We start from the raw sequence: 25,921 nt of genomic DNA on the forward strand, positions 1-25,921 counted from the left end.
TTCCGGGTTGCCGCGCTCGCCGCCGCCGGCCGGGGCGACGCGTGACCACGACCGGCCGGGCGGATGCTGCGGCCCCCGCCGGCACGCCGCGCTCCGGCGTCACCGTGACCGGCGATACCGTGACCGGGCTGCTCGCCGAGATCGCCGCGATCGGCGCCGATCGCGTGCGTGGCGGCTACTCGCGGCCGGTGTTTTCGACCGCCGAACACGATCTGCGGGCGTGGTATCTCGCCCAGGCCGCCAAGCGCGGTCTGCGGGTCGACACCGACCGCAACGGCGTGATTTGGGCGTGGTGGCCCGAGGGCACGGGCGTGGATGCTGCAGCGGCGAAGGCCGTCGTCACGGGAAGCCACCTCGACTCGGTGCCGGGCGGCGGCGCCTTCGATGGGCCGCTCGGCGTCGCCTCGGCGCTCGTCGCCGTCGACCTGCTGCGTGCCCGCGGGGTGCGCCCGCTCTGCCCCTTCGCGCTCGCCGTGTTTCCCGAGGAGGAGGGCTCCCGCTTCGGAGTCGCCTGCCTCGGCTCCCGACTGCTCACCGGTACGATCGACCCTGATCGGGCCCGGTCTCTCACCGACCTGAACGGCGACACCTTCGCCGAGGTCGCCGCCCGCAACGGCCTCGACCCCCGCTTCGTCGGCACCGACCCCGAGTCGGTCGCCCGCCTCGGCACCTTCGTCGAGCTGCACGTCGAGCAGGGCCGCGGCCTCATCGATGCGCAGCAGAGCGTGGGCATCGGCAGCGCCGTGCTCGGCCACGGGCGTTGGCGGCTGAGCGTGTCGGGGGAGGGCAACCACGCCGGCACCACTCTCATGGCGGACCGTAAAGACCCCATGGTGGCCGCGGCGCGACTGGTCGTGCTCGTGCGCGACACCGCTCGAGCCCACCCGCAGGCACGTGCCACTGTCGGCCGCCTGCAGCCGGTACCCGGCGGCACCAATGTCATCGCCAGCCGGGTCGACCTGTGGCTTGACGCGCGGCACATGGATGACGCGGTGACGGCATCCGTCGTCGCCGAGATCTACGCCGGAGCCGAGCTGATCGCCGCCGAAGAGGGCTGCACGGTCACGCTCACCGAGGAATCGCTCAGCGCCACCGTGCACTTCGACCCGGCGCTGCGCGACCGGCTCGCCGTGGTGTTGCCGGGAGCCCCGGTGCTCGACACCGGCGCCGGCCACGACGCGGCCATTCTGAGCGGGTTCGTGTCGACCGCCATGCTGTTCGTGCGCAACCCCTCCGGCATCTCACATTCGCCAGAGGAATACGTCGAAGACAGCGATGCCGAGGCCGGCGCCGCGGCGCTCGCCGACGCGCTGCAGGCCCTGCTCGTCCCGACCGATCAGGGGACTGTCGCCTAAGATCGGAGGGTGTCAGACATCGCGGAGTCCAAGCCTCTACCCGGTGCCCTCGAGCGCGTCATCGCCACTCAGGTGCGGTACTACCGCGCAGAGGTCGGGCTCTCCGCGGCCGATCTCGCGGTGCGCACGGGCCTGTCGAAGGCGATGATCAGCAAGGTCGAGAGCGCGAGCACCTCGTGCTCCCTGACCACCCTGCAGCGCCTCGCCGAAGGCCTGAACGTGCCGGTCACTGCCCTGTTCCGTGGCGCCGACACCGACCGCGACGCGACGTTCACCAAGAGCGGCGAGGGCAGTCTGAGCGTGCGCAGCGGCACCCAGCACGGCCACGAATATCGGGTTCTGGGCACGCTCAAGGGCCGCTCCGATGCGATCGAACCGACCCTGGTCACGCTCACCGACGCCTCCGATATCTTTCCGCTGTTCCAGCATCCGGGCACCGAATTTCTCTACATGCTCAGCGGAATCATGGTCTACGGCCACGGCGCCTACGAGTACACCATGCATCCCGGAGATTCCCTGCTGCTCGACGGCGAGGGCCCCCACGGCCCCCTCAAACTCATCTCCCTGCCGATCAGCTTCCTCGCGATCACCGCCCCGTAGACCGCCCAAGGGGCCGTTTCTGGCTTCTCGTTCACGAGAAGCCAGAAAACGCCCCATGTCAGGCATTTACATTCCGCGAGAAGCCAAAAATGGCCCCTTGAACCGGTTTCAAGGGGCCATTTTTGGCTTCTCGCCCTCTGGCCAGGCCGCCCAAGGGGCCATTTTTGGCGTCTCGTTCACGAGAAGCCAGAAAAGGCCCCATGCCGTCGCGGTGGAGCGTCAGTCGGGCTCCGCGGGCGGATGCCACGCGCGAGTCCGGAGGCCCGGCGACCGGCGGCCAGTCACCACGACTGCTCACTCGCGGAAAAAGTACGGCTCAGGGGGCGAGCAGCCAGTCGGCGGCCTGGTGTCGAAACCGGGTGAGGCCCTTGTACTCGGCCATGTCCTCCGGCAGCTCCTCGAGAACCCGCCCAACCCGTTCGCGCCAGGCCGGCACGGTGGCGATCTCCGCGAGGGAGATCAGGTAGGTGCGCACGAGAAAGAGAATGGCACCGGATGTCGGCAGCCGAATCAGGTGCTGCACCTCCACCCGCAGATGCATCCGATCGGCGAAGTTGGGGTCATCCTCGATCAGGCGACGATCACGACCCCACTCCGGATAGACGTCGGTGCTCGTGTCGAGGCGCCGGTCCACGGTCATGCTCCAGTTGGTGCGGCGAAACGTCTCGCCCGGCTGCAGGTGCATCAAAAACTGTTCGGCCCGGCTCACGATGCGTTCCCCGTGCACCCGCGGCACCGGCCCGTGAATCTCGGCGAAGCGCATGCCCACGTCGAAGCCGAGGCACCAGTCGGCGGCGAAGGTCACAACGCCGGCATCGAGCCAGAGCGCTCCTTCACGTTCGTCGAGAATGGCGATGTCGTCCTGAATCTGGCCGCTGATGAATTCGAGCGGGTCGACGCCGAGCGAGGAATCGTCACCGACCGTGAACTCGAGGCTCAGGCCGAGCAGGTCGTTGCGCCAGGTGCAGTGCCGTCCGTCGCGGGTGTACGCCATCAGATCGGGATATTCCGTGGCGAGAATGGGCAGCAGTGTCGTGATCGTGTCCCATACTGCAGGGCGCATATGTTCGAGGGTCTGGCATCGGCTCGGGTCGCGCTGCACAATTCGGGCGCGTTCGGCGAGTTCGCTCGCGTAGTCGGCGTCGATGTCGAGCACTCGGGCGCCCCAGCCGCCGGCCTCGGTGGCCACAAACTTCGGGGCCGCCTCGACATTGGTGCCGTACCGGTACTGGTCCGCCGGAAACGGAAAAGGCAGCGTCACGGCGCGCGCCGCAATCGGTACCGCCGGCGCGGGGGGTGCCGGCGCGGAGGGTGCGGGCGCTGATGCGGCGCTTGCAGTCGTGTGGGCAGGGGGCGAGAGGGTCACAGGTCGAGCTCCAGTTCGTTCTCGTGGCCGCGACTCACGCAGCACATCATGGTGTCGTTGGCGGCCTTGCCCTCGGGGCTGAGGTAGAGGTCCCGGTGCTGGGGCTTTCCGGCGAGCACCGGAAGGGCGCACTCTCCGCAGATTCCGCGGCGGCACAGGTTGAGCACGGCAGTTCCGACCGCTTCGAGGGCCTCGAGCAGGGACTGCCCGGCGGCGACCGGCACGCTGCGGGCGCTGCGGGCCAGGCGCACGGTGAAGGGGGCGCCCGGGTCGAGGGTGGCGGCCCCGAACAGCTCGTAGTGCACGCGTTTGTCGGGCCAGCCGGCCTCGGCGGCCGCGAGCAGTACGGCATCCGTGAAGCCCTGCGGGCCACAGATATAGAGGTGTGTGCCGACCGGCTGGCTGCGCAGGCGTTGCTCCAGGGTGCGGCGAAACTGTTCGCGGGTGGTGCTCTCGACGAGGTCGTCGATGCCGAACCCTCGTGCCTCGTCGAGGTGTGCCGCGGTGCCGGGCCGGTAGGAGTACAGCAGCGACACCGAGCGGTTCCAGTCCCGGGCGGCCGCGAGGTGCGAGAGCATCGGCGTGATGCCGATGCCGGCCGCGATCAACAGGTGGTGCTTCGCTGTGGCAACGGGAGCAAACGCGCTGCGGGGCCGGGAAACCTGAACGGTGGTACCGAGCGGCAGGGCGTGCAGAGCGGTCGAGCCGCCCGCACCTCCCGGCAGTCGCAGCACCGAGATCGTGTACTCCAGCGGATGCACCCCGCTGCCGGTCAGGGAATAGGCGTTCGTGCGCTCACCGCAGCGCACCAGAATGTGGCTGCCCGGCACGAATTCTGGCAGCACCGCGCCGTTCGGTGCGCGCAGCGTGAAGGCCCGGATCTGCGACGTGAGGTCGACGACGCTCGTCAGGGTGAGGCTCAGTGCGTTCGGGATCGGGGGAGTCGACACGAGCGGCGGCACAGTGTCGGCGAGTACGGCGCTCACGAGAGCTCTTCGGCGTTGACCATGAAGCCCAGATATGACGCGGTGCGCCGAGAGTAGTGGTGGTAGATCAGCATGAGAGCGTCGCAGCCGGTACAGGGCACGGTGCCTCCGATCGGTTCGGTGGTCTCGGTCAGGGTCTTGCAGTGGGCACACAGCACCTGGCGACGAGCGTGCGAGGTGACCACGAGGGTGAGCTCCTCATCGAGGGCGCCGCAGTCCAGCGCGGTCGCCCTGGCGAGGTAGACATCCGTTTCGGGGCCCGCGAGCAGCAGGCGAAAGCCCACCGTGGAGGTCGCGAGCATGGTGCGCAGTCGGGTGAGGGCCGCGCTGTCCGCCCGGGCGGCCGCGAACTCGCACCACCGCGCGGCGAGGTGCGAGCCGCGCGGCCACGTGTTCAGTGCGGCCGCGCGGCCATCGTCGCCGAACGACACCACGAGAATTTCGCGGGCCGTGGCAAGCAGAGCCCCCGGGGTGGCCCGCGGAACGCTCGTGAAGGAGGTCGTCATGGTTAGGGGGCGAAGGTACGGGCGCCGACGTAGAAGCCGAGGGCGTAGTCATCCGTCTCGAATTTGACCGTCGTGCCCTTCGGGAAGAAGAGCACGTCCCTGGCCTTGGCGCGGGTGACCTCGCCGGTGGCCTGATCGGTGAGGATGAATTCGCCCTCGACGACGACCTTCATTTCGTCATAGGTGTACTCGTAGACCAGGGGTGCAGAGGCCTTGAGCTCGAAGAAGCCCGAGCTGATGGCGGCACCCTCCGGGTTGGACAGGGCGTCACCGATGAATCCCTCGGAGCCCAGGATATTCATGCTCGGCAGGTTGAGGAAGGCGTTTTCGACCTTGTGGATGGATCCGGCCTTGGTGAGGGTGCCGTTCAATTCGGCGGTAGTGGTGTCGAGTGTCATGGGATGGTCTCCTTCAGGAAGTTGTTGAACTTGCGTAACCAAGAATTACTCTCAGGAAACTCTTCGCAGGTTTCCACCGTGTTAAATCCCCTCGATTCAATCCGGTTTCTACTCGAACGGGGGTGGTGGCCGGTGATTGCAACCCCGAATTTACACCGGTGAAACACGAAATCGTTGAATAGCAGTGAACATAGTTGCATGACACTCATCGTTTATCCGCCGGCCCGCAGTCTTCCGCAGTGGCCCAGTGCAGATCTCGACCGGTCTGCCGCATCGCACCTCATCATCGGCGTCGGAGGCGAGGCCGAAGCCGCCACCGCCCGTGCCGTGTTCGGCCAGGCGCAGGGCCTCGCGCCGACGACCATGCTGCATTTCGCCGAGTTTGGCGCTCCGCAGTCAGCCGCCCTTGCCGACGCGCTCAGCGCCAGCCGCGTCGGTGCCCGCGTCTACATTGTCGGCGGCCGGTACGACGTGCTGCAGGCCCTGGCTCTGGCCCGCTCTTCCGGAGTGCTGCCGCCCGAACTTCGCTGCCGGGTCACGCACACCCGGGATCTTCCCCTGTTCTGCGCGCACTGCCGGCAGACCAGCCGGGTTGTGGGCAACCCGGGCAGCGCGGTGACCTGTCCCGGCTGCGAGCGCCTGGTCGAGATCCACGCCCACAGCTCCGAGGTGCGCGGTAGTTTTCTCGCGTCGATGGTGGCACCGGCGCTCTCGCACGAACTGGCCGTGGCGGCATGAACCTGCTGGCGGTCGAGTCGCCGTCGGTGCACGCGCATCCGTCGTCGGAAACCCGCCTGCGGCAGCTCGCCGTCATCGCCGTCACACGCCTCACCGAGACCATCACGCACTTCGAGTGTGCCGATCCGGCCGGCGGTCGGCTGGTCTCGTACGAACCCGGCAGCCACCTGATCGTGACCGCCGGCGCGGTGCGCAACACCTATTCACTCGTCGGAGACGGCGTGAACCCCCTCAGCTACGGCATTTCGGTGCTGCGCCGCGAACCGGGCGACCCGGCCGCGTCGGGCGGGTCAGCTTGGCTGCACGACACCCTGCACGTCGGGTCGACGGTCATGGTCGAGGGGCCGCGCTCCCTGTTCGCGCCCCGCACGACGGCTCGCCGGTCGCTGCTCGTGGCCGGCGGCATCGGCGTCACTCCGATTCTCTCCCACGCCAGGGCCGCGGCTCGCTGGGGCCGACCGGCCGAGGTCGTCTACGTTTACCGCACCGGCCATGGCGCCCATGTCGACGACCTGCGCGAACTCGCCGACTCGGGCGCCATCACCCTCTTCGAGGCGCACAATCAGACGGATGCCGCGGCACTGCTTCGCGACCGGCTCGCCGCCCAGCCCATGGGCACGCACGCCTACGCCTGCGGTCCGGTCTCGCTGCTCGACACCTACCTGAGCCTCGGACAGGAGGCCGGCTGGCCCGCGGAACGACTGCACTCCGAACGCTTCGAGGTGCCGCCACAGCAGCCGGGCCTGCCCTTCACCGCGACGATCGCCTCGACCGGCGCGCGCCTCGAGGTACCGGCCGGAGTCAGCCTGCTCGACGCCCTGCTCGAACACGGCGTGCCGGTCGCGAACCTCTGCCGCAGGGGCGTCTGTGGCGAGTGCCGTATTCCGGTGCGCTCGGGCAGCATCGAACACCGCGACTACGTGCTCTCCGAACAGGAAAAATCCGCCCACACATCCATGCTCTGCTGCGTCTCGCGCGGCGACGAAATCGAGGTCGACCTCTAGTGATCCAGAACACGCTGACCCCCGCCCCCGACGAGCTGGCCCCCGCCCCCGAGCTGGCCCCCGCACTCGAGCTGGCCGCGGCCGAGACCACCGCCGATCACCTCGCCGGCCTGCCGTGGCCGTTTCCCGACGACCTCACTGCCTTTCGCTACTCGGTCAACGTCGAACCCGGCCGCACCACCCGCACCACCGCGGCCGGGCAGTGGGGCAGCCACCTCGTCGATCTCGGCGGGGCCGACTACCCGGTCATCATGGCCGAACGCCGCCGCATCCTCGACGCCGATCCGGGGCGGGCGCAGATCCTCACCGGCATGATGCCCGCCTGCTGGGACCTGCTGCTCTACTATCTGCGTGACCTCGCCGTGTCGTACCCGGGCATCATGCACCTTGACGAAGACCCTGACGGCGTCCACTTCCACTGGCAAAACGACGTACTCGGCACCGACCAGCATTTCGTGCTCGGCGACCTCGGGAGCCTCGGACTCGACCCGCTGACCTTTCTCGGCCGCGAGGTACCCGACGATCTGCTGCTCGTCAAGGAGCGCGACGGCCAGCTCTTCTTCGACGCCGGACTCGTCACCTTCGCCGCCGCCTGGTCGGTCACCTTCGACGTCGGCATGAACTTTCGCGAGATCCACGGCCCGGTGCCGCGCATGACCGGCGAGGGCATGACGAGCCGCGCCGAGCAGTTCCTGATGCAGCTGCCGGCCGACAAGCTCTACCGCCGGGCCAACTGGACCCTCTCCGCCTCCGGCTCCCGCAAACTCGACATCAGCCTCGAAGAGTTTCCCGAGTGGACCGACGACCTGCCGCAGCTCGTGCAGCGACGCGACTTCGGCCAGCTGCAGCTACGCATCGAACTCGAACACTTCGTGCGGCTGCCAATGTCGGGCGCCATCACCTTCTGCATTCGCACCTTCATGGCCTCCCTCGCCGAGATCAAGACCGTACCCGTCTGGCGTGACCAGCTCGCACAGGTGCTCGCCGAATTGCCGGAGGACATGGCCGCCTACAAGGGCTTTCTTGGCCATCAAGCGGATGCCGCCGCCTGGCTCCGCTCCTAAATCCCACCCCGTTCACCCCCTGCACTTTCACACCCCTGCACCTTGACACCCTGGAGTTGACACAATGCCCGCAGCCGATCTCGCCTGGCTCCTCGCCGCATTCGCACTGGTCTCACTCATGTTTCCCGGACTCGCCATGTTCTACGGCGGCATGCTCGGCACCAAGAACATTCTCAATATGCTCATGATGGTCATGAGCTCCCTCGCCGTCACGAGCGTTCTCTACGTTCTCTACGGCTACAGCATGGTTTCCGGCAACTCATGGGGCGGCCTCGGCATCATCGGGGATCCCCTCGAATTCTTCGGCCTGCAGACCTTCGTCACCGACCTGGAGACCGGCGGGGCCGAGGGCCTCTACTGGGCGGCCTTCTTCATCCTGTTCGCCGCGATCACCATCGCGATCGTCGCCAGCGGCGCCGCCGGTCGCATGAAGTTCGGCGCCTGGATTGCGTTCTCAGCGCTCTGGCTCACCCTCGTGTACTTTCCGCTGGCCCACCAGGTGTTCACCTTCAGCGACCCGGAATCCGGCTATGTCGGCGGCTGGCTACGCAACGTGATCGAACTGCACGACTTCGCCGGCGGCACCGCGGTGCACATGAACGCCGGCGTTGCCGCCCTCGCCCTCGCGATGGTGCTCGGCAAACGCAAGTCCGCCGCACACCGCCCGCACAACCTGCCGATGGTCGTGCTCGGCGCCGGAATTCTCTGGTTCGGCTGGTACGGCTTCAACGGCGGCTCTGCCGCGGGCGCGAACTTTCTCGCCCAATACGTCGTGCTCACCTCCCTGCTCGCCGGTTCGGCCGGCATCATCGGGTTCTGCCTGGTGGAAAGAATCCGCAACGGCAAGGCAACGACGCTCGGTATGGCATCCGGTGCCATCGCCGGACTCGTGGGCATCACCCCCTCGGCCGACGCGGTCGACCCGATCGGCGCCCTGCTCGTGGGCCTCGCCGCCGGAGCCGTGGTCTGCCTCGCTCTGACCTGGAAGACCAAGCTCGGCATCGACGACACCCTTGATGCCTTCGCCGTGCACGGTGTCGGCGGCGTGGTCGGCGTCATCTGCGTGGTGCTCTTCGCCGACTCGGCCGCCCCCGCCGGCATCACGGGTATCCTCTTCGGCGGCAACCTCGACATCGTCTGGCGGGAGCTCGTCGCGATCACCGTCACCTGCACGTACTCCTTCGTCATGACCTACGCCATCGCCTGGGGCCTGAACAAGACCATCGGCCTGCGCGTCACCGAAGAAGACGAGTACGCCGGTCTTGACGTGACGCTGCACGCCGAAACGGCCTACGTTTCGGAACGGGCCTGACGGCCCGCGAGCACCATTCCACCCGCGACCCCACCACCGTTAGGACAGCACCATGAAACTCATCACCGCCATCATTCAGCCGCACCGCCTCGACGCCGTGCACGAAGCGCTGTCCGCCAGACACGTCAACGGCCTCACCGTCACCGAGGTCAGCGGCTACGGCGCCCAGAAGGGGCACTCGGAGATCTACCGCGGGGCCGAATACAACATCGCGTTTCGGCCCAAGGTGCGCATCGACGTCGTCGTGACCGAGGACGAAGCCGACGCGACGATCCAGATCATCGTCGATGCCGCGTACACCGGCAAGATCGGCGACGGCAAGGTCTGGGCCACCGAGGTCAGCGAGATTGTGCGGGTGCGCACGGGGGAACGCGGGGTGACCGCGGTCTGAGCCGCGGACATCCGCTCCGCGGGAGGTGTGCGTGGCCCCAACCGGGCTCACATCTCCCGCGGCGCCCGCCAATCTGCTTGACTGGCGCCATGACTTCCAGGGGAACGCGATCGGCGACCACGATGACCGAGATCGAACGCAAATATGACGTGGATCGCCAGCTGCGGCTGCCCGACCTGCTGCAGATCGCCGGCATCGCGGCCCTCGAGTTTCCCGGCACGATCACGCTCACGGCCGTCTACTTCGACACCGATGCCATGAACCTCGCCCAGAACCGCATCATTCTGCGTCGCCGCGAGGGCGGCGGTGACGCGGGCTGGCATATCAAACTGCCCGCGCGCGAGGGACGCACCGAGCTGCAGTGGCCGCTCGAGCCCGACGCACACGATCTGCTCGATCGCGATGACAGCAACGGCCACGAGGTCGGTGGCGGGCACGCGGCGACGGATGTGCCTGCCCGCGTTCTCGACCCGATCCGCACGATCGTGCGCGACCGGCCGCTGACCCCGCTCGCCCGCATCACGACCATTCGCACCACCGTTCTGCTGCTGAACGAGGCGGGTGACGCGGTCGCCGAGCTCGCCGACGATGACGTGTCGGCCTCCGACATGCGCGGCGGCGTCTTTCGCAAGTGGCGCGAGTGGGAGGTCGAACTCTTCTCGGCCGCCCCCGACACCCGCAAGCAGCGCACGCTTCTGCTCGATTCCATCGAGGCCGCGCTGCTCACGGCCGGGGCGCAGCCGTCGACGAGTGTGGCCAAGATCGCCAGGGCGCTCGGCGCCGACGCGCTCGCCGAGCTGACCTCGCCGTCGAAGCGGCCGACCAAGCGGGCCGAACCGCACGCCGGAAGCGCGGCATCCGTCGTCGCCACGCTGCGGATGCTGGGGGAGCGGCTGCTCGAGGTCGACCCGCGTGCCCGGGCCGATGAGCCGAAGAGCGTGCACACCATGAGCATCACGGTCGGACGACTGCAGAGCGTGCTCTCGGTCTACCGGCGACTCTTCGATGCTGACCTGGTCGAGGCACTGAGGGCCGATCTGGCCGTGGTGGGCGCGGCACTCGTGGCCGCGAATGACGCCGAGGTGCGTGCCCGCCGGGTGGCGAAACGACTCGAGCAGCTCGCCCCGCCGCTTGCCGACGAGACCGCGGAGGCCCGGCTGCTCACCGAAACCCGCGAGGGCTATGTGGCCGCGCACGACGCACTGCGACGGGTGCTGACGAGTAGGCAGTACTTCGGGCTGCTCGACCGGCTCGACGTCTTTCTGCTGCACCCCGCCGTGACGCCGGAGACCTATGAGACCGCTGCCCGCGAGGTCACGAAGTCCCTCGGACGCGGCATAAAACACCTGCGCGAACGAACGGATGTCGCCCTCGCCGCCCGCACCGCAGCCGCCGCCGAGTCGCCGGCCGGCCACGGCGCCCAGTCGGCGTTCGCGAGCTCCGACACCGTGCCGGCCGCCCTGCACGAGGTGGGCCAGGCCGCACTGAGGCTGCGGCACGCCGCGGAGGCGGTCGCGGCCGGGGCCGGCGGGGGCAAGAAGTACCGTCGCCTGGCGAGCGCCGCGAAAGACCTCGAGAAAGCACTCGGTGCCCACCGCGACGACCTGCATTTCAGCCAGTACCTGGCCGAGACGGCCGCCCGTGCACACGCCGCCGGCGAGGGTACCTTCGTCTACGGCGTGCTGGCGGGCCGCGCCGAGGGCGAAAACGACGGTGCCGCGCTCGACCTGGGCGCATCCGTCAGACACATCGGGCGCCTCGGCCGCAAACTCTGAGCCCGCGTATCGGCGCCGTGCCGAACGACACGGACTCGGGCTGGTCCACACGTTCTGATGCCGGGTGAGCAACCCCGGGCCCGGTTCCAACACGGGGCCCGGTTCCAACACGGGGCCCGGTTTCAACACAGTGCCCGCACCGCCGCCGCGCCCCGGCCGCGTACCATTCGACGGAATCTGACGCCGAAAAGGTCTGTTACCGCGTGAAATCGGTCGAATCCGGGTGAAACTCCGTCGAATGGTACGGGAACGTGGTGGCGGTGAGGGGCGTTCGGCGTCGTCAACAGGGAAAAGCCGAGGCCGGCCGGGTACGCTCGCTGAGTGGATATTGACTGGCAGTTCAACGGCCTGCCGTTGCATGTTCTGTTCGTGCACGGCGTCGTCGTTCTCGTGCCGGTCGCCGCGCTTGCGGCGGTGCTCGCCGCCGTGTGGCCGGCCGCCCGGCGCCGCATCGGCATCGTCGCGCCGGTTCTGGCCCTCGTCGCGCTGGTGCTGGTGCCGCTCACGGTCGAGGCCGGGGAATGGCTGGCCCAGCGCGTGGCGGCGACCCCGCTGCTCGGGACACACATGGATCTGGCCCGCACCCTGCTGCCCTGGGCGATCGCTCTGTTCGCGCTGGCCACCGTGCAGTGGGGCTGGCACCGGTTTGTCGTGACGCCTGAGGCGCGGTGGTCCGGTGTGCTGCGCGGTGCACAGACAAGGACCGCACTCACCGTGGTGATTGCGGTCCTTGTCATTCTGGTCGCCGTGGCTTCAACGGTTGCCGTCGTGGCGATCGGCGAATCCGGTACCCGCGCCGTCTGGCTGAACTCCTTCCAGTAGAGCCGGCTACGAGCCCATACTGCGGCGCGGTGGCTGGGGTTTCTGAACCGCTAGTTCGCCGCCGACCCGCCCGCCGAAGGGGCGGCCGTGGTCGGCGAACTCCTCCCGGAAATACGCCATCCGCCACGGTCCCATCTCGATCCGGGCACCGGTGCGCAGAATCTGGCCCCGGCCGCGCGCGAACCCGTCGTCGTCGGATTCCCGCACATTGCCCGACACGTCACCGAGCGGATACAGCACGTACTCGTCGTTCTCGTCGTGACGAATTTCGGCGTGGAACGACTTCAGCCCGCCGAGCTGCAGGCTCGCCTCGGCGGCCGAACCGATCGTCGTGGTCGTCGGCAGCAGATCGAACTCCCGTGGCGGCTTGCCGTCCCAGTTCTGTGATCCGACCACGAAGATCAGGCGCGGGCGCCCGCTTCCCGGCGTGTAGTGGGTCGTCGTGACTCGACGCCGATTCTTGCGATCCAGTGTCGGTACGAGCGGAAACAGCGTCGACGGGGGCAGGGACACCGCAACCGCCCGCGTCGCCGCACGGTTGCGACCGAGCAGCATCGGGGCCAGATTGAGCATCGGGGCCAGAGCGGATGCTGACCCCAGCGTGATATTCGGCGACTTCGTCACCAGGCGCTGCAGCAGGGGCGCGTCAACGGCGCCGATTTTGGCGATCAGTCCCGAGGGACCGGTCAGCGCCACGGTAAGGCCCTGCCTGGCGAGCTCATCGGCGATTCCGCGTACCTGACCGAGGTCCATAGAGCGACCCTGCGCGAGAAGTGCGGGGTCGCTCGTGAAGACCGTGACCTCGGTGCCGTCGGCGGTGATCGTTCCGGTCAGGGTATCCGGCGTCGCCGCTGCCGGGGAGTCAGCCGAGGCGGGTTCCAGGGCAGGTTCCGACAGCGAGAAGGCCAGGTCGACGTGCAAGTGCACGGTCGAGGTCGTGGCGGGGGACACGACTACGCGCGGTGCGGGTCGGAGCCGGCGCTGTCGGCGTCGCTCGTGGTGACACGCAGCGTGCCGTTGAGCTTCCAGGTCGCGCGGGGTGCGTCGGGGCCGATGTCGCGGGGAACCTCGACGTGCATGTCGATGAAGCTGTAGTTGATCGCGGCGCCCTTGCCGGTGAGGTACGACCACATTTCCTGGCCGAGGTCGGTCCAGTCCTGAATCGTGTGCTCGGTCTCATCGGGGGTGCTGTCAACGTTTCCGAGGTAATTCTGGTGTTCAGTCACGGTGGGTTCCTTCTCATCATCATTGGTGCAACACAATGGGTAACCAAGTTAGGTATGTTGACACTCTAGTGTGCAAACACCCCGGCCACGGCGGAGGAATAACGATCAGAGGCCGCGGCGACCAGGTAACAGTGCCGCCAGTAAAGGTGCGACCGAGGCGACCATCAGCACGGTTCCGAGCACCGCGTCATCCGCTCTCAGAAGCACGCCGGCGATCAGCAGTGCGCCGAATACGAGCGCCGACACCGCCTGTCGAATGGTGCGCTCGAGCCGGGCGACGCGCTTCTCCAGGCCCGGATTGGTGACCGCTACGGAGCCGTTCTCGAATCGGGTGATGAGCTCATCGACTCGTTTCGGCAGACGAAAGACGATTCCGGCCGTCTCCATGGCTTGCTTTGCGAGGTCCTGCACCAGGTTGCCGCTCTCGTCACGCAGCAGCTGCGCCGCATACGGCTCGACGGAATCCCAGAGATTGAACGCGGGATTGAGGGCGCTGGCCACCCCGGAGGTGAGCGACATCGCTCTGATGATGAGCAGAAAGTTTTCAGGCAGCTGAAACGGCAGCGAACGCACGACATCGCCGAACTGCACGGCGAAGTCGCGGAACTCCCGCGGGTCCACCTCGCGCAGCTCGGCGAAACCCATGCCACCGAAGCGTGCGAACAGCGTGGTCATTGCCCGCTCAAGCTCGGTCGTCTCCGCTGAGGGAAGCAGCACACCAACGTCGTTCATGGCATTGACCAGACCGCGCCCATCTCGCGAGGCGGCGGCGATGAGCATTTTGCGCAGCCCGGTGCGCGTGCTGGTGGGCACCTCGCCCATCATGCCGAAGTCGATGAAGGTGAGTTTCCACCCACGCTCCGCGGCCGTATCGGACCCGTCGGTGACCGGAGTGACGAAGATGTTTCCGGGATGAGGATCGGCGTGAAAGAAGCCCTTGGTGAACATCTGGTCAAACATGACCGCAGCGAAGACGGGGGCCACCTCCGCCGGGTCGATGCCCGCCGCGACCAGGGCGTCCACGTCGGTGATCTTGATCGCCGACACGTCCTCCAGCGTGAGCACGCGGCGGGTGGTGCGCTCCCAGACGACGACGGGCACGCTGACGCGATCGTCGTCCGGAAAGGCAGCCGCGAAACGCTCGGAGCTGGCGGCCTCATGCAGGTAGTCAATCTCCTCGAGGCTCGTGAGTGCGAACTCCTCGACGAGCGCCGGCATGTCGACCCGGTTGGAGACGAGCTTGACGTGGCTGAGCCAGCCGCCCACCTTGCGCAGGGCTGCCAGATCGACGTCGATGATCTCATCGATGCCCGGTCGCTGCACCTTGATGATGACCTCGTCGAGCCCGGTGTCGGCGGCGTCGCGCGGGGTGAGTCTGGCTCGATGCGCCTGCCCGAGCGACGCGGCGGCAACCGGAGTCTCGTCGACGAGTGCGTACGCTCGCTCAAGTGGCATGCCCAGCTCGTCCTCGACGGCCGCGCGAATGGCGGCGAACGACACGGGCGCGACTTCGTCCTGGAGCCCCTCAAGCTCGGCGGTAATCTCGGGCGGAAGCACGTCGAGACGTGACGACATGAACTGCCCGACCTTGATCATCAGCCCGCCAAGGTCGGCCGCCAGCACGTGGAAACCCCGTGCGAAGCGTCGCATGCGCTTCGTGCGGGTGCGCTCGGCGACCTTGATCAGCCCGATTCGGGGCAGGAACAGCTCGAACCACCACGTGACGGCGAGATACCAGCTGGCAAATCGCAGGATGCGGCGGTATCGGGCGCGCATATTGCCCGCGCCCGATTCTGAGTCGTTGCTGCCTCGACGAGCCGATGGCACCCCGTCAGTCCTGGGCGAGAATCGAGTACAGCCGACGACGAGCGTCGTCGAGTACGGTGACGGCCTGCTTGATCTGCTCGGGGGTGCCGGTTCGACCCACCTGAGCGGCCGCCTGGGCGAGCTCGACGCCCGACTTGGGCAACGCTGCGAAACCGTGGCCGGCGGAGGAATCCGCGGATGCCCACGGAGCGGTCGTGTCGGCGTCGGTGACGGCTTCGCGACCCTCCTCGGTCAGGGAATAGATCTTGCGACCGTTGGACTCTTCGGCGCTGATGAGACCCTCGTCGGCCAGCAGCTGCAGGGTTGGGTAGACCGAGCCAGCGCTGGGCTTCCAGCTGCCGGCACTGCGCTCTTCGATTTCGTGGATGATCTGGTAGCCGTGCATCGGCTGCTCGGCCAGCAGGGCCAGCACCGCCGCGCGTACTTCGCCGCGACCGGCGCGGGTGCCCGTCTGCTTCTCGAACCTGGAACGGAACTGCTCGACGGCCTGCCAGATGCCGTCGATGTTGCCGGCTCCGAAGCTCGAGCCGCCGCCGAACCCGCTTGTGGGGAATGAATTACCCATGATTGCCTCCTCGGCATGTAGAACTCTGGATGAACCGCGAACGATACTCAACGATAGCTTAACGATACACAACGATGGGGTTGGGCGATAGGCCCTCGGGGCGCTGTCTGGCCTGGCCGAGACGAAAGCGGATGTCGGAGGTCTCCGTTAGCCTCGAGAGGTCCGAAGACCCCACGCCTCAGGAGGCCCCGTGTTTCTGCTCGATCCCACAACGGTCGTCTACTCCGCGAGCGACCTGAGCGCTGCCGCCACCTGCGAATGGGCCTCCATGCGTCGCCTTGACGCAAAGCTCGGGCGTATCCCGGCCACCGCCGAACCCGCCGACGCCATGCTGCAACGTACCGCCGTGCTCGGCGACGTGCACGAGCACCGCATGCTCGAGCGGCTGCGCGGCAGCCACAATGTGGTCGAAATCGAGCGCCCCACCATCAGTGAGATCGCCACCGCTGCCGCGCAGAGTGAGGCGGCGCTGCGGGCCGGGGCCGACGTGGTGTTTCAGGCGGCCTTCTTCGACGGGCGCTTTCTCGGGTACGCCGACTTCATCATCCGCTCGTCGAAGCCGGGCGAGAACCCGATCTACGAGGTCTACGACACGAAGCTGGCGCGCCGGGCCAAGATCACGGCCCTGCTGCAGCTCGCGGCGTACAGCGAGCAGCTGCAGAAGATCGGTGTCAGTACGGGTGAAAACGTGCACCTCGTGCTTGGTGACGGGCGCACCAGCACGCACCGGTTACGGGACATCTTTCCCGTTTACCGCACCCGCCGGGCACGGCTGGAGCGCCTGATCGACGAGCGCCTCGCCGAGGACACCGCCACGCCATGGGGCGACCTGCGGTACGCCGCCTGTGGTCGGTGCGCGCTCTGTGAAGAACAGGTGCAGCAGCACCGCGACGTGCTGCTCGTTGCGAACCTGAGGCTCAGTCAGCGCCTGCGGCTGCGCGCGGCCGGGGTTGTCACGATCGAACAACTCGCTGACACGACCGGCGTGGTGCCCGGAATCAGCGCCGTGACCCTCGCCACGCTCAGTCAGCAGGCCGCGCTGCAGGTCGCTTCCCCGGCAGGCCGACCGGGGTGGCGCGTCATTCAGCCCGAGGCTCTCGCCGCGTTGCCGGAGCCCGACGCCGGGGACATCTTCTTCGACTTCGAGGGCGATCCGCTGTACCAGGAGGGGGCCGACACCCCCGATTCCGCGACCGTCTGGGGGCTCGACTATCTCTTCGGGCTCGTCGAAGAAGACGACACTTTTCGCCCCTTCTGGGCGCACACCCACGCCGAGGAACGCCAGGCCCTGATCGACTTTCTCGCCTATGTGGCCGAGCGGCGGGCACGTTACCCCAACCTGCACATCTACCACTACGCACCCTACGAGCGCACCCACCTGCTGATGCTCGCCGCCCGCCACGGCGTGGGCGAAGAGGCCGTCGACGACCTGCTGCGCGACAACGTACTGGTCGACCTATACCCCGTCGTTCGGCAGGGACTGCGCATCGGCAGCCGCAGCTACTCCCTCAAGAAACTCGAGCCGCTCTACATGGGCGCCGACGAGCGCGAGGGGGTCGCCAACGCCGCCGACTCCATCGCCGAGTACGCCCGCGCCAGCACCCTGGCTGCTTCCGGGCAAGCGGATGCCGCCGCCGAGGTTCTCGGCGACATCGCCCGCTACAACGCCTACGACTGCCGGTCCACCCTGCGGCTGAGGGACTGGCTGCTCGTCCGCGCCGCCGAAAACCCCGTGACGAGCCTGCCGGCAAGCACCGAACTCGACCTCGCCCCGATTGTGCGCGAGCCCGATCCGGTCTACCTCGAGCTCGAAGCGTTGCTCGCCACCGTGCCCCGCCTCGAACGCACGAATGACCAGACCGCTCTCGCGCTCGCATCCGCCGCCATCGACTATCACCGCCGAGAACAGAAATCATTCTGGTGGGACCACTTCAACCGCCTCGCGAGCCCGGTAGAAGACTGGGCCGATACCCGCGACGTGCTCGTGATCGACTCCGCCACGGTCGATGTGGGGTGGCACCGGGAGGGGCGCCAGCTGCTTGACCGACGAGTGTTGCGCATCACCGGTACGCTTGCGCCCGGCAGCTCGCTCAAGATCGGATCCCAGCCGTTTCTGGTCTACGGGCTACCGTACCCGCCGATCACCGGCAGTCGCACCCCGGGCGCCCGCACCGCGCACAACAAGGCGACCGTCGTCGACGTGATCGACGACTCGGTGTACCTCATCGAAGAGCAACTCGAACGCGGGGCGCCAAACCATGACGCCGTGCCGATGGCGCTCACGCCCGGCACCCCGCCGCCGGCCGGAACTCAGGTAGACGCAATCGCCGAGTGGGGCCGTGCCGTGCTCGACGCCCAGCCGCAGAACCTCCCCACCGCAGCCTTCGATATTCTGCGGCGCTGCCCGCCCCGCGTCGGGCCCGCAGGCACGGCAGCACTGACAGCGGTCATCGACGACAATGTGCAGAGCGCCATTCGCGACACCCTGCTGGCGCTCGGTGACTCGTACCTGGCCGTGCAGGGACCGCCCGGAACCGGCAAAACCTACGTTGGGTCGCGGGTGATCGCCGACCTCGTCGTGAACCACGGCTGGAACATCGGGGTCGTCGCGCAGAGCCACGCCGCCGTAGAAAACATGCTGCGCGCGGTGATCATGGCCGGGGCCGAGCTGGGGCTGGGGCCCGAGCGCGTCGGCAAGAAGGCCAAGGGCGGCGACGAGAAGAAGCCCGTGCCGTGGACCGCTCTCGACACCAAGACCTTCGCGCGTTTCACTCACCAGGCCGGCGGTTTCGTGGTGGGCGGCACGGCCTGGGACTTCAGCAACACCAACCGTATTGCGCGCGGCTCGCTCGACCTGCTCGTGATCGACGAGGCCGGGCAGTTCTCCCTCGCGAGCACGATCGCGGCGGCCGTCGCCACTCGTCGCCTGCTGCTGCTCGGCGACCCGCAACAGCTGCCGCAGGTCAGTCAGGGCACGCATCCCGAGCCCGTCGACGAGTCCGCCCTCGGCTGGCTCAGTGCCGGCCACCGGGTGCTGCCGCCCGAGTTCGGGTACTTTCTCGCCACGAGCTGGCGCATGCACCCGGATGTCTGCGCGCCCGTCTCCGCCCTGTCCTACGACGGTCAGCTGCGCTCCCATGCCTCCACGCGCAGCCTCGACGGTGTCGTTCCGGGACTGCACGCGGTTCCCGTCGTGCACAGTGGCAACTCCACGTCGTCGGCCGAAGAAGCGGCCGCGGTCGTGCAGATCGTGCGCGGTGTGCTTGGCCGACCCTGGACATCCGCCGAAGTGACCGAGCCGCTACGGGCCGACAACGTGATCGTCGTGGCGCCATACAACGCCCAGGTCGAGCTGCTGCGGCAGCACCTGCGGGCGGCCGGCTTCGACGGGGTCCCCGTGGGCACGGTCGATAAATTTCAGGGCAAGGAGGCGATGGTCGCGATCGTGTCACTCGCGGCGAGTTCGGCCGAAGAGGTGCCGCGTGGACTCGAATTCCTGCTGCTCGCGAACCGGCTGAACGTGGCTATCTCGCGCGCCCAGTGGGCCGCTTTTCTGGTGTACTCGCCCGCGATCACCGACACCCTGCCGACGAGTGTCGAGGGCCTCACGCAGCTGAGCGCGTTCATCACCCTCACCGAGTGACGCTTCAGCTCGCCCGGGCCCGGCGCGAGCGCGCCCCGAACGGGCGACCGCTACGGTAACGGCCGTAGCGCCCACCCGTTTGGGGCGCGGTCCTGAACGACGCTCCTGAACGAGAGGTGGGCTACTCGGCGTCGAGGTCGGTTTCGAGAATCTTCACGAGGGCGTCGAGCGCCTCATCGGCGCCCTCGCCCTCGGCACGCAGCACGACGACGTCGCCGTGGGCGGCGCCCAGGCTCATCAGCGAGAGGATGCTCGACGCGTCCATGGCGTCTTCGGCCGGCTCGTCTTCCATCGCGATGGTGACCTCGATGGGCAGCTCGGCGACGGCCTCCGCGAAGATTCCGGCGGGGCGGGCATGCAGGCCAACACGGCTGGCGATGGTTACTTTACGTTCGGACATGGGTCCTCCTGGGTCGGGGATGAAGCGAATAGGGGCACAGCGAGATTGTTGCCGTGTAGAACGAGGCTACAGACCGAGCTCGGCGAGAATGGGCAGGGCCGCACGCACGCGTTCCTTGGCTTCGGTCGCCGTCGGAGCGGTGAGGGCCAGCGCGGCGATCTCGCGGGCCTCGGCGAGGGTGACGCTCGCGAGCACGGCGGCGACGGCGCTCAGCGACCGGGCCGTCATCGACAGGGTCGTGACACCGATTCCCACGAGCACCACGGCGAGGGCGGGGTCGGCCGCGGCCTCGCCGCACACACCCACTGGCTTGTGGTGGCCTTCGGCCTCGCTGCCGGCCGCGGTGAGGCGGATCAGCTGCAGCACGGCCGGCTGCCACGGCGTGTTCAGAGCCGCGAGCGGGCCGAGCTGACGGTCGGCCGCCATGGCGTACTGCGTAAGGTCGTTGGTGCCGAGGCTCACGAACTCCACGTGCGTGAGGATGCTCGCGGACATGATCGCCGCCGAGGGAACCTCGACCATCACGCCGGGAATCTGGAGGCCCGCGGCGGCGCACAGGCCGGCGAAGTGCTCGGCCTCATCGGTCGTGGAGATCATCGGGGCCATCACCCAGACCAGCGCCTCGGTGCCCTCAGCGGCCAGTGCAATGGCCTGAAGCTGGCGTTCGAGCACTCCCGGCGAGGTGAAGTCGGTGCGGTACCCGCGCACGCCGAGGGCTGGGTTGGGCTCGGTGGCATCCGTCAGAAAGGGCAGCGGCTTGTCGGCGCCGGCGTCGAGGGTGCGCACGACGACCTTCTTACCGGGGAAGGCGTCGAAGACGCCGCGGTAGGCCTCGACCTGTTCGTCGATGGTGGGTTCGGTGTCGCGGCCGAGAAAGCAGAACTCGGTGCGCAGCAGTCCCACGCCCTGGGCGTTCGCGGCGGCGGCCTTGACGGCATCCTTCGCGCCGCCCACGTTGGCGAGCAGCGGCACGAGGTGGCCGTCTTTGAGGCGACCGTTACCGTCGAAGACCGAGAGCACGGCGCTCGTGGTCGTCCACGCGGCGGCGGCGGCGCGCTCGGTGGCGCCCGGGTTCAGGGTGATGGTGCCGGCGGCGCCGTCGACATAGATCTCGGTGCCGTCGGCGAGGGTTTCGACCCCGGCCGCGGCGACGATGGCTGGCAAGCCGAGGGCACGGGCGATGATCGCCGTGTGCGACTGCGGGCCGCCGCTCGACGTGACGAGGGCGAGCACGATCGACGGGTCGAGCGTGGCGGTGTCGGCCGGCGCGAGGTCCTCGCCGACCAGAATGAAGGGGGTGTCCGAGAGGGGGATACCGGGGGCGGGCATGCCGCGCAGCTCCGCCACGATCCGTGCCCGCACGTCGAGCACATCGGCGGCCCGTTCGGCCATGTAGCCGCCCAGGTTGTGGAGCATTTCGGCGACGGATGCTCCCGCCTCCCAGATCGCGCGTTCCGGTGTGAGGCCGGCGTTGTTGATGAGCTTGATGCCGCCTTTGATGAGCAGCGGGTCGGCGGCCATCAGCGCGGTGGCCTCGAGAACGGCCTTGCTAGCACCCTTCGCGCCCTCTGCCCGGTTCTTGAGCTCGGCGTGCACGGCCTTCGACGCGGTGCGCAGCGCTGCGATGGCGTCGTCGGCGGTCGTGCCGCTGAGCTGTTCGCCGGGTGTGGGTTCGCTGACGGGGGAGGGCATCTGGCGGATGACGCCGATGATTCGTCCGGGGGTGACGCCCACACCGGAGTAGGACCGCGTCGAGGACGGTTCGTGCTTATTCCCCGCGGGCTGCGCCTCGGTGGACTTCGTCTGTTCTGAAACGGTGGGCACGGAACATCCTCGATTCTTCGCAATACTGCTGAGTTCTGTGAACTGCTGGCCGGTGAACTGCTGGCTGGTGAACTGCTGGCTGGTGAACTGCTGGATTGTGCTGGATACTACCCGCGTCAGCGCGGCCTCGGGGCGGGGCCGCGGCCCCATCCCGAGGCCGCGGCCTGACTCAAGGTTAGGCGGTGGCCAGTGCGGCCTCGTCAACCTTCGGCTTGCGCACAACGTAGCGCTTCAGGCCGACCACGGCGAAGGCCGAGATGACGGTACCGATGACGATCGACAGCACGAACAGCAGGAAGTTGTCGATCGCGAAGAACACGAACACGCCACCGTGCGGCGCCTTGCTCGTGACACCCCACATCATCGACAGGCCACCGGTGACGGCTGCACCGAGCATGCTGGCCGGGATGACGCGGAACACATCGGCGGCGGCGAACGGGATGGCACCCTCGGTGATGAAGGACGCGCCGAGCAGCCAGGCCGCCTTGCCGTTCTCACGCTCGGCGATGGTGAACAGCTTCTTGTTGATCACCGTGGCGAGGGCCATCGCGAGCGGCGGCACCATGCCGGCGGCCATGACCGCGGCCATGATCTGCCACGGCGCCTGATTGGCGACGGTTGCCGCGCCGAGGCCGGCGACGGCGAAGGCGTAGGCGACCTTGTTCAGCGGGCCACCGAGGTCGAAGGCCATCATGAGGCCCAGGATGATACCCAGCACGATGGCGGAGGCACCGGTGAGGCCGTTGAGGAAGTCGCTCAGGCCGAGTGTCAGCAGCGCGATGGGACCGCCGAGCACGAAGAACATCGCTCCGGAGGCCACGATCGACGCGACGAGCGGGATGATGACGACGGGCATCAGGCTGCGCAGCCAGCGCGGAACGCTCAGCCGACCGATGCTCGCGGCCACGACACCGGCGAGCAGACCACCGACGATTCCGCCGAGGAAGCCGGCGTCCATGAAGCCGGCGACCGCGCCGGCGACGAAGCCGGGGGCGATACCGGGGCGGTCGGCGATCGCGAAGGCGATGTAGCCGGCGAGAGCCGGAACCAGGAAGCCCATCGACAGGGCACCGATCTTGAAGAAGACCGCGCCCAGGTAGGCCAGCAGGCCGCCCTCGGGCAGGTTGCCGAAGCTGTTGTTGATGACCACGTCATCGGCAACCTCGGTGATCTGGTAGCCACCGAGCAGAAAGCCGAGGGCGATGAGCAGCCCTCCGCCGGCGACGAACGGGATCATGTAGCTGACACCGGTGAGCAGGGCGCGCTTGACCTTTTGGCCGAAGTGCTCGTTGGCCTCGGTCGAGTCGTCGGCCACGGCACCGGTGCCGCCGGCGACCCGGCGTGCATTCGGGTTTTCGGAGGCGGCGAGCGCCTCCTGGATCATCTTCGCGGGTTCGTCGATGCCGCGCTTGACCGGGGAACTGATCACGGGCAGGCCGGCGAACCGTTCACGGCCGCGCACGTCGACGTCGACGGCGAAGATGACGGCATCGGCGGCGGCGATGATCGACGAGGCGAGCGGCGTGGCGCCGGCCGAGCCCTGGGTTTCGACCTGCAGGTCGACGCCGGCCTCTTTCGCGGCGGCGACGAGGGCATCCGCTGCCATGTAGGTGTGGGCGATGCCGGTGGGGCAGGCGGTGACGGCCACGAGGCGCTTGATGGCGGTGTGTGCGCCGGCGGAGGTGCCGGTGCCGGTTCCGGTTTCCGCGGCGGGCACGCCACCGGCGGCAACCGGAACGGGCGTCACGACGGCGCCGACGAGCTGCACGATTTCGGCGGCGGATCCGGCCGAACGCAGGGACGCGGTGAAGTCTTTCTTCATCAGGGAGCGCGCGAGCTTCGCGAGAAGCTTCAGGTGCTCCTGGTCGGCGCCATCGGGGGCGGCAATGAAGAAGACGAGGTCGGCGGGGCCGTCTTTCGATCCGAAATCGACCGGGCTCGCCAGTCGTGCAAAAGCCAGGGTCGGCTGAGTCACGGCGGTGGAGCGGCAGTGCGGGATCGCGAGGCCACCGGGGATGCCGGTCGAGGTCTTGGCTTCACGGGCGAGGGCGTCTTTCAACAGCCCGTCGACCTCGGTGGCCCGGCCACTAGCGACAACGAGCTCGACGAGGTGTCGAATCACGGTCGACGGCTCGAGACCGAGGTTGCTGTCCAGAGCGACAAGCTCCGGGGTAATCAGTGCACTCACTGGTCATCCTCCTTTGGATGGGTGGGATACGCCGCCACGGTGACGACTTCATTCGGTACTGCAGGGGTGAGGGAATCGGGAGTGACGGAAAAAGCGGTCACGGTGACGGCGTCGGGATCGGTCTGTTCGAGGGCCGGCACGGTGGAACCGGGCAGAGCGGCGGCGGCGGCGCCGTGCGCGGCGGCCTGACGCAGGCAGTCGGCGGGGGATGCCCCGGCGTTGCTGCTGAGCAGAAATCCGGCGAGGGCCGAGTCGCCGGCGCCGACAGTGCTGACCGCCACCATCGGCGGGGTCGTGGCGAGCCAGTAGCCCTCGCTCGTCACGAGCAGCGCGCCCTTCGAACCGAGGGTCGCGAGCACGGCGCCGACACCGGCGGCGATCAGGGTCTGTGCGGCGGCCGCGGCGAGCTGTGGGTCGGCTTCGAGGCTGTCGGGGTTGGAGATGCCGGTCAGCTCGGCGAGTTCGTCGGCATTGGGCTTGAGCAGGTCGGGGCCGGCGGCGACGGATGCGGCGAGCGGCGCCCCCGAGGAATCGATCGCCACGCGCGGCGCGGCCGTTCCGTAGCGGGTGCGCAGCGCGCGGGTGACGTCGGCATAGAACGATGCCGGCACGCCCGGCGGCAGGGATCCGGCGAGCACGACCCAGCGCGCACCCTCGGCCTGGCTGAGCACGAGGTCGACGAGGTCGTGCTGCTGCTGCGCTGTCAGTGCCGGGCCCGGCTCATTGACCTTCGTCGTGGTGCCGTCGGGCTCGGTGATCGCGACGTTGCTGCGCAGCGCCGCACCGATCGGCAGGCCGAGGTGGGGAACACCCTGAGCGGTGAGCGCGAGCAACACCGGGTCCTCGGGGTCGCCGGGAAGTATGGCCAGGCTGCGCACCCCGGAGACCTCGAGGGCACGGCAGATGTTGACGCCCTTGCCGCCGGGTTCCTGGTGCGCCGAGACGGCCCGCTGTACCTCGCCACGGGCGAGAGCGCCGGGCAGGGCGATCGTGCGATCCAGGCTCGGGTTGGGGGTAAGCGTTACGATCACGCGATCACGACCTCTACGTCGGCCGCGGCGAGGGCTGCGGCGAGTTCCGGATGGGGGGCGGCATCGGTGATGAGGGTGTCGATCTCCCCGAGCGTCGCGAAACGCACGAGTGTCTCCTCGCCGAGCTTGGATGAATCGGCCAGCGCCACAACACGGCGGGCCGAGCGCACGATCGCGGTCTTCACGGCCGCTTCGACGGAGTCGGGGGTGCTGAAACCGAAGTCGGGATGCACGCCGTTGGCGCCGATGAAGGCGATATCGGGCCGCAGTGCATCGAGCTGCTCGATGGTCGTGCGACCCACAATGGCCCGCGTGAGCCCGCGCACGCGACCGCCCAGAATATGCAGCTGCACGGCATCCGTTCCCGACAGCTTGTACGCGATCGGGATGGCGTTGGTGATCACGAGCAACGGGTCGGCTCCGGGGGCAGGAACCCAGTCGCAGAGCAGATCGGCGAGGCGCTCGGTGGTGGTGCCGGCGTCGAGCACCACGGAGCCGGTGCGACCGAGCGGCATCATGGCCAGGGCGGCCGCAGCGATGCGGGACTTCTCATCGAGACGCTGGGTCTGGCGCACCTCGAGGCTGGGCTCCGACAGGCTCTGCCGGTCGGTGGCGACGGCGCCGCCGTGTACCCGGCGCAGCTGACGGTTGTCTTCGAGGGTGGAGAGGTCGCGGCGCACGGTCTCGGGCGTGACGTTGAAGCGAGCGGCGAGGTCATTCACCGTGACGCGGCCCCACTCGGTGACGAGTTCGGCGATCAACAGCTGACGTTCTTCGGCGAACATGATGCCTCCTCGACTGTGAGTGACTGCGACTGTGAGTGGATGTGGTGAACACGGGATGAAACGGAGCTGAACGGGGGTGAATCCGGCTTGTAGCACTGACTGTAGCTTCGTTCAT

The 25,921-nt window shown here is 68.2% G+C and carries 23 protein-coding genes; 10 read left to right on the top strand and 13 right to left on the bottom strand.

Features of this window, described 5'->3' with window-relative positions:
- The first annotated feature begins 104 nt into the window (after positions 1-104).
- Positions 105-1,355, top strand: a complete 1,251-nt coding sequence (locus E3T55_RS02530; RefSeq protein ID WP_134518062.1) for an allantoate amidohydrolase — start codon at positions 105-107, stop codon at positions 1,353-1,355.
- Positions 1,356-1,364: 9 nt separating this feature from the next.
- Entirely contained in the window at positions 1,365-1,955 is a 591-nt protein-coding gene (locus E3T55_RS02535; RefSeq protein WP_134518007.1) for a helix-turn-helix domain-containing protein, read from the top strand.
- Positions 1,956-2,271: 316 nt separating this feature from the next.
- Here E3T55_RS02535 and E3T55_RS02540 read toward each other — a convergent pair whose 3' ends face one another.
- The 4 genes from E3T55_RS02540 to E3T55_RS02555 all read right to left on the bottom strand — a co-directional run bounded on the left by E3T55_RS02540 (position 2,272) and on the right by E3T55_RS02555 (position 5,211).
- The gene (locus E3T55_RS02540; RefSeq protein ID WP_241992807.1) at positions 2,272-3,216 is read right to left on the bottom strand and encodes a heme-dependent oxidative N-demethylase family protein; all 945 of its coding nucleotides are present in this window, start codon (positions 3,214-3,216) and stop codon (positions 2,272-2,274) included.
- Positions 3,217-3,317: 101 nt separating this feature from the next.
- Entirely contained in the window at positions 3,318-4,307 is a 990-nt protein-coding gene (locus E3T55_RS02545) for a PDR/VanB family oxidoreductase (RefSeq protein ID WP_241992808.1), read from the bottom strand.
- Positions 4,304-4,813: a dimethylamine monooxygenase subunit DmmA family protein gene (locus E3T55_RS02550; RefSeq protein ID WP_134518008.1), complete on the bottom strand. Its 510-nt coding sequence runs from the start codon at positions 4,811-4,813 to the stop codon at positions 4,304-4,306. Before E3T55_RS02550 ends, E3T55_RS02545 begins: the two co-directional genes overlap by 4 nt.
- Positions 4,814-4,815: 2 nt before the next feature.
- A complete protein-coding gene (locus E3T55_RS02555) occupies positions 4,816-5,211 on the bottom strand; it encodes a cupin domain-containing protein (protein ID WP_134518009.1) in 396 nt (131 codons plus the stop codon).
- Between the two features lie 198 nt (positions 5,212-5,409).
- On the opposite strand from E3T55_RS02555, the gene E3T55_RS02560 reads away from it, so the two are divergent.
- The 7 genes from E3T55_RS02560 to E3T55_RS02590 all read left to right on the top strand — a co-directional run bounded on the left by E3T55_RS02560 (position 5,410) and on the right by E3T55_RS02590 (position 12,317).
- Positions 5,410-5,949 (top strand): dimethylamine monooxygenase subunit DmmA family protein, encoded by a 540-nt coding sequence (locus tag E3T55_RS02560; RefSeq protein ID WP_134518010.1) that lies wholly within the window; start codon positions 5,410-5,412, stop codon positions 5,947-5,949.
- A complete protein-coding gene (locus tag E3T55_RS02565) occupies positions 5,946-6,953 on the top strand; it encodes a PDR/VanB family oxidoreductase (protein ID WP_134518011.1) in 1,008 nt (335 codons plus the stop codon). The genes E3T55_RS02560 and E3T55_RS02565 overlap by 4 nt, the downstream gene beginning before the upstream one ends.
- Positions 6,953-8,017 carry a heme-dependent oxidative N-demethylase family protein gene (locus E3T55_RS02570; RefSeq protein WP_241992809.1) on the top strand — a complete coding sequence of 355 codons (1,065 nt, stop codon included), beginning with the start codon at positions 6,953-6,955 and terminating at the stop codon, positions 8,015-8,017. Before E3T55_RS02565 ends, E3T55_RS02570 begins: the two co-directional genes overlap by 1 nt.
- 64 nt (positions 8,018-8,081) lie before the next feature.
- Positions 8,082-9,329 carry an ammonium transporter gene (locus E3T55_RS02575; RefSeq protein WP_134518012.1) on the top strand — a complete coding sequence of 416 codons (1,248 nt, stop codon included), beginning with the start codon at positions 8,082-8,084 and terminating at the stop codon, positions 9,327-9,329.
- A gap of 52 nt (positions 9,330-9,381) precedes the next feature.
- Complete coding sequence (locus E3T55_RS02580; protein ID WP_134518013.1) at positions 9,382-9,720, top strand: P-II family nitrogen regulator; 339 nt, start codon at positions 9,382-9,384, stop codon at positions 9,718-9,720.
- 89 nt (positions 9,721-9,809) lie between these two features.
- Positions 9,810-11,495, top strand: a complete 1,686-nt coding sequence (locus E3T55_RS02585) for a CYTH and CHAD domain-containing protein (RefSeq protein WP_134518014.1) — start codon at positions 9,810-9,812, stop codon at positions 11,493-11,495.
- Positions 11,496-11,816: 321 nt separating this feature from the next.
- Positions 11,817-12,317 carry a hypothetical protein gene (locus E3T55_RS02590; RefSeq protein ID WP_241992810.1) on the top strand — a complete coding sequence of 167 codons (501 nt, stop codon included), beginning with the start codon at positions 11,817-11,819 and terminating at the stop codon, positions 12,315-12,317.
- A gap of 6 nt (positions 12,318-12,323) precedes the next feature.
- Here E3T55_RS02590 and E3T55_RS02595 read toward each other — a convergent pair whose 3' ends face one another.
- The 4 genes from E3T55_RS02595 to E3T55_RS02610 form a co-directional block, all read right to left on the bottom strand.
- Positions 12,324-13,268 (bottom strand): FHA domain-containing protein, encoded by a 945-nt coding sequence (locus E3T55_RS02595; protein WP_241992811.1) that lies wholly within the window; start codon positions 13,266-13,268, stop codon positions 12,324-12,326.
- Between the two features lie 2 nt (positions 13,269-13,270).
- Complete coding sequence (locus E3T55_RS02600; protein ID WP_134518015.1) at positions 13,271-13,543, bottom strand: hypothetical protein; 273 nt, start codon at positions 13,541-13,543, stop codon at positions 13,271-13,273.
- A gap of 105 nt (positions 13,544-13,648) precedes the next feature.
- Positions 13,649-15,319, bottom strand: a complete 1,671-nt coding sequence (locus E3T55_RS02605; protein ID WP_134518016.1) for an ABC1 kinase family protein — start codon at positions 15,317-15,319, stop codon at positions 13,649-13,651.
- A 55-nt stretch (positions 15,320-15,374) separates the two neighbouring features.
- The gene (locus E3T55_RS02610) at positions 15,375-15,935 is read right to left on the bottom strand and encodes a PadR family transcriptional regulator (protein ID WP_134518017.1); all 561 of its coding nucleotides are present in this window, start codon (positions 15,933-15,935) and stop codon (positions 15,375-15,377) included.
- Positions 15,936-16,125: 190 nt separating this feature from the next.
- On the opposite strand from E3T55_RS02610, the gene E3T55_RS02615 reads away from it, so the two are divergent.
- A complete protein-coding gene (locus E3T55_RS02615; protein ID WP_134518018.1) occupies positions 16,126-19,578 on the top strand; it encodes a TM0106 family RecB-like putative nuclease in 3,453 nt (1,150 codons plus the stop codon).
- A 121-nt stretch (positions 19,579-19,699) separates the two neighbouring features.
- On the opposite strand, the gene E3T55_RS02620 is transcribed toward E3T55_RS02615, so the two are convergent.
- From E3T55_RS02620 to E3T55_RS02640, 5 genes are all read right to left on the bottom strand, one after another.
- Positions 19,700-19,978, bottom strand: a complete 279-nt coding sequence (locus E3T55_RS02620) for an HPr family phosphocarrier protein (protein ID WP_134518019.1) — start codon at positions 19,976-19,978, stop codon at positions 19,700-19,702.
- A gap of 66 nt (positions 19,979-20,044) precedes the next feature.
- On the bottom strand, positions 20,045-21,712 hold the full coding sequence (ptsP, locus tag E3T55_RS02625; protein WP_255455373.1) for a phosphoenolpyruvate--protein phosphotransferase: 1,668 nt from the start codon (positions 21,710-21,712) through the stop codon (positions 20,045-20,047).
- A gap of 265 nt (positions 21,713-21,977) precedes the next feature.
- Positions 21,978-23,990 carry a PTS fructose transporter subunit IIABC gene (locus E3T55_RS02630; protein WP_134518021.1) on the bottom strand — a complete coding sequence of 671 codons (2,013 nt, stop codon included), beginning with the start codon at positions 23,988-23,990 and terminating at the stop codon, positions 21,978-21,980.
- Positions 23,987-25,021: a 1-phosphofructokinase family hexose kinase gene (locus E3T55_RS02635; protein ID WP_134518022.1), complete on the bottom strand. Its 1,035-nt coding sequence runs from the start codon at positions 25,019-25,021 to the stop codon at positions 23,987-23,989. Before E3T55_RS02635 ends, E3T55_RS02630 begins: the two co-directional genes overlap by 4 nt.
- On the bottom strand, positions 25,018-25,806 hold the full coding sequence (locus tag E3T55_RS02640) for a DeoR/GlpR family DNA-binding transcription regulator (RefSeq protein ID WP_134518023.1): 789 nt from the start codon (positions 25,804-25,806) through the stop codon (positions 25,018-25,020). Before E3T55_RS02640 ends, E3T55_RS02635 begins: the two co-directional genes overlap by 4 nt.
- Positions 25,807-25,921 lie beyond the last annotated feature (115 nt).

Origin of the sequence: Cryobacterium frigoriphilum (genome assembly GCF_004403305.1) — a bacterium.
In the GTDB taxonomy this organism is placed as follows: domain Bacteria; phylum Actinomycetota; class Actinomycetes; order Actinomycetales; family Microbacteriaceae; genus Cryobacterium; species Cryobacterium frigoriphilum.

Bases quoted from the DNA above. Each gene is read 5' to 3' on its own strand.
- E3T55_RS02550 (WP_134518008.1), bottom strand. From the start codon at position 4,813: ATGACGACCTCCTTCACGAGCGTTCCGCGGGCCACCCCGGGGGCTCTG.
- E3T55_RS02555 (WP_134518009.1), bottom strand. From the start codon at position 5,211: ATGACACTCGACACCACTACCGCCGAATTGAACGGCACCCTCACCAAG.
- E3T55_RS02560 (WP_134518010.1), top strand. From the start codon at position 5,410: ATGACACTCATCGTTTATCCGCCGGCCCGCAGTCTTCCGCAGTGGCCC.
- E3T55_RS02565 (WP_134518011.1), top strand. From the start codon at position 5,946: ATGAACCTGCTGGCGGTCGAGTCGCCGTCGGTGCACGCGCATCCGTCG.
- E3T55_RS02575 (WP_134518012.1), top strand. From the start codon at position 8,082: ATGCCCGCAGCCGATCTCGCCTGGCTCCTCGCCGCATTCGCACTGGTC.
- E3T55_RS02580 (WP_134518013.1), top strand. From the start codon at position 9,382: ATGAAACTCATCACCGCCATCATTCAGCCGCACCGCCTCGACGCCGTG.
- E3T55_RS02585 (WP_134518014.1), top strand. From the start codon at position 9,810: ATGACTTCCAGGGGAACGCGATCGGCGACCACGATGACCGAGATCGAA.
- E3T55_RS02605 (WP_134518016.1), bottom strand. From the start codon at position 15,319: ATGCGCGCCCGATACCGCCGCATCCTGCGATTTGCCAGCTGGTATCTC.
- E3T55_RS02610 (WP_134518017.1), bottom strand. From the start codon at position 15,935: ATGGGTAATTCATTCCCCACAAGCGGGTTCGGCGGCGGCTCGAGCTTC.
- E3T55_RS02620 (WP_134518019.1), bottom strand. From the start codon at position 19,978: ATGTCCGAACGTAAAGTAACCATCGCCAGCCGTGTTGGCCTGCATGCC.
- E3T55_RS02640 (WP_134518023.1), bottom strand. From the start codon at position 25,806: ATGTTCGCCGAAGAACGTCAGCTGTTGATCGCCGAACTCGTCACCGAG.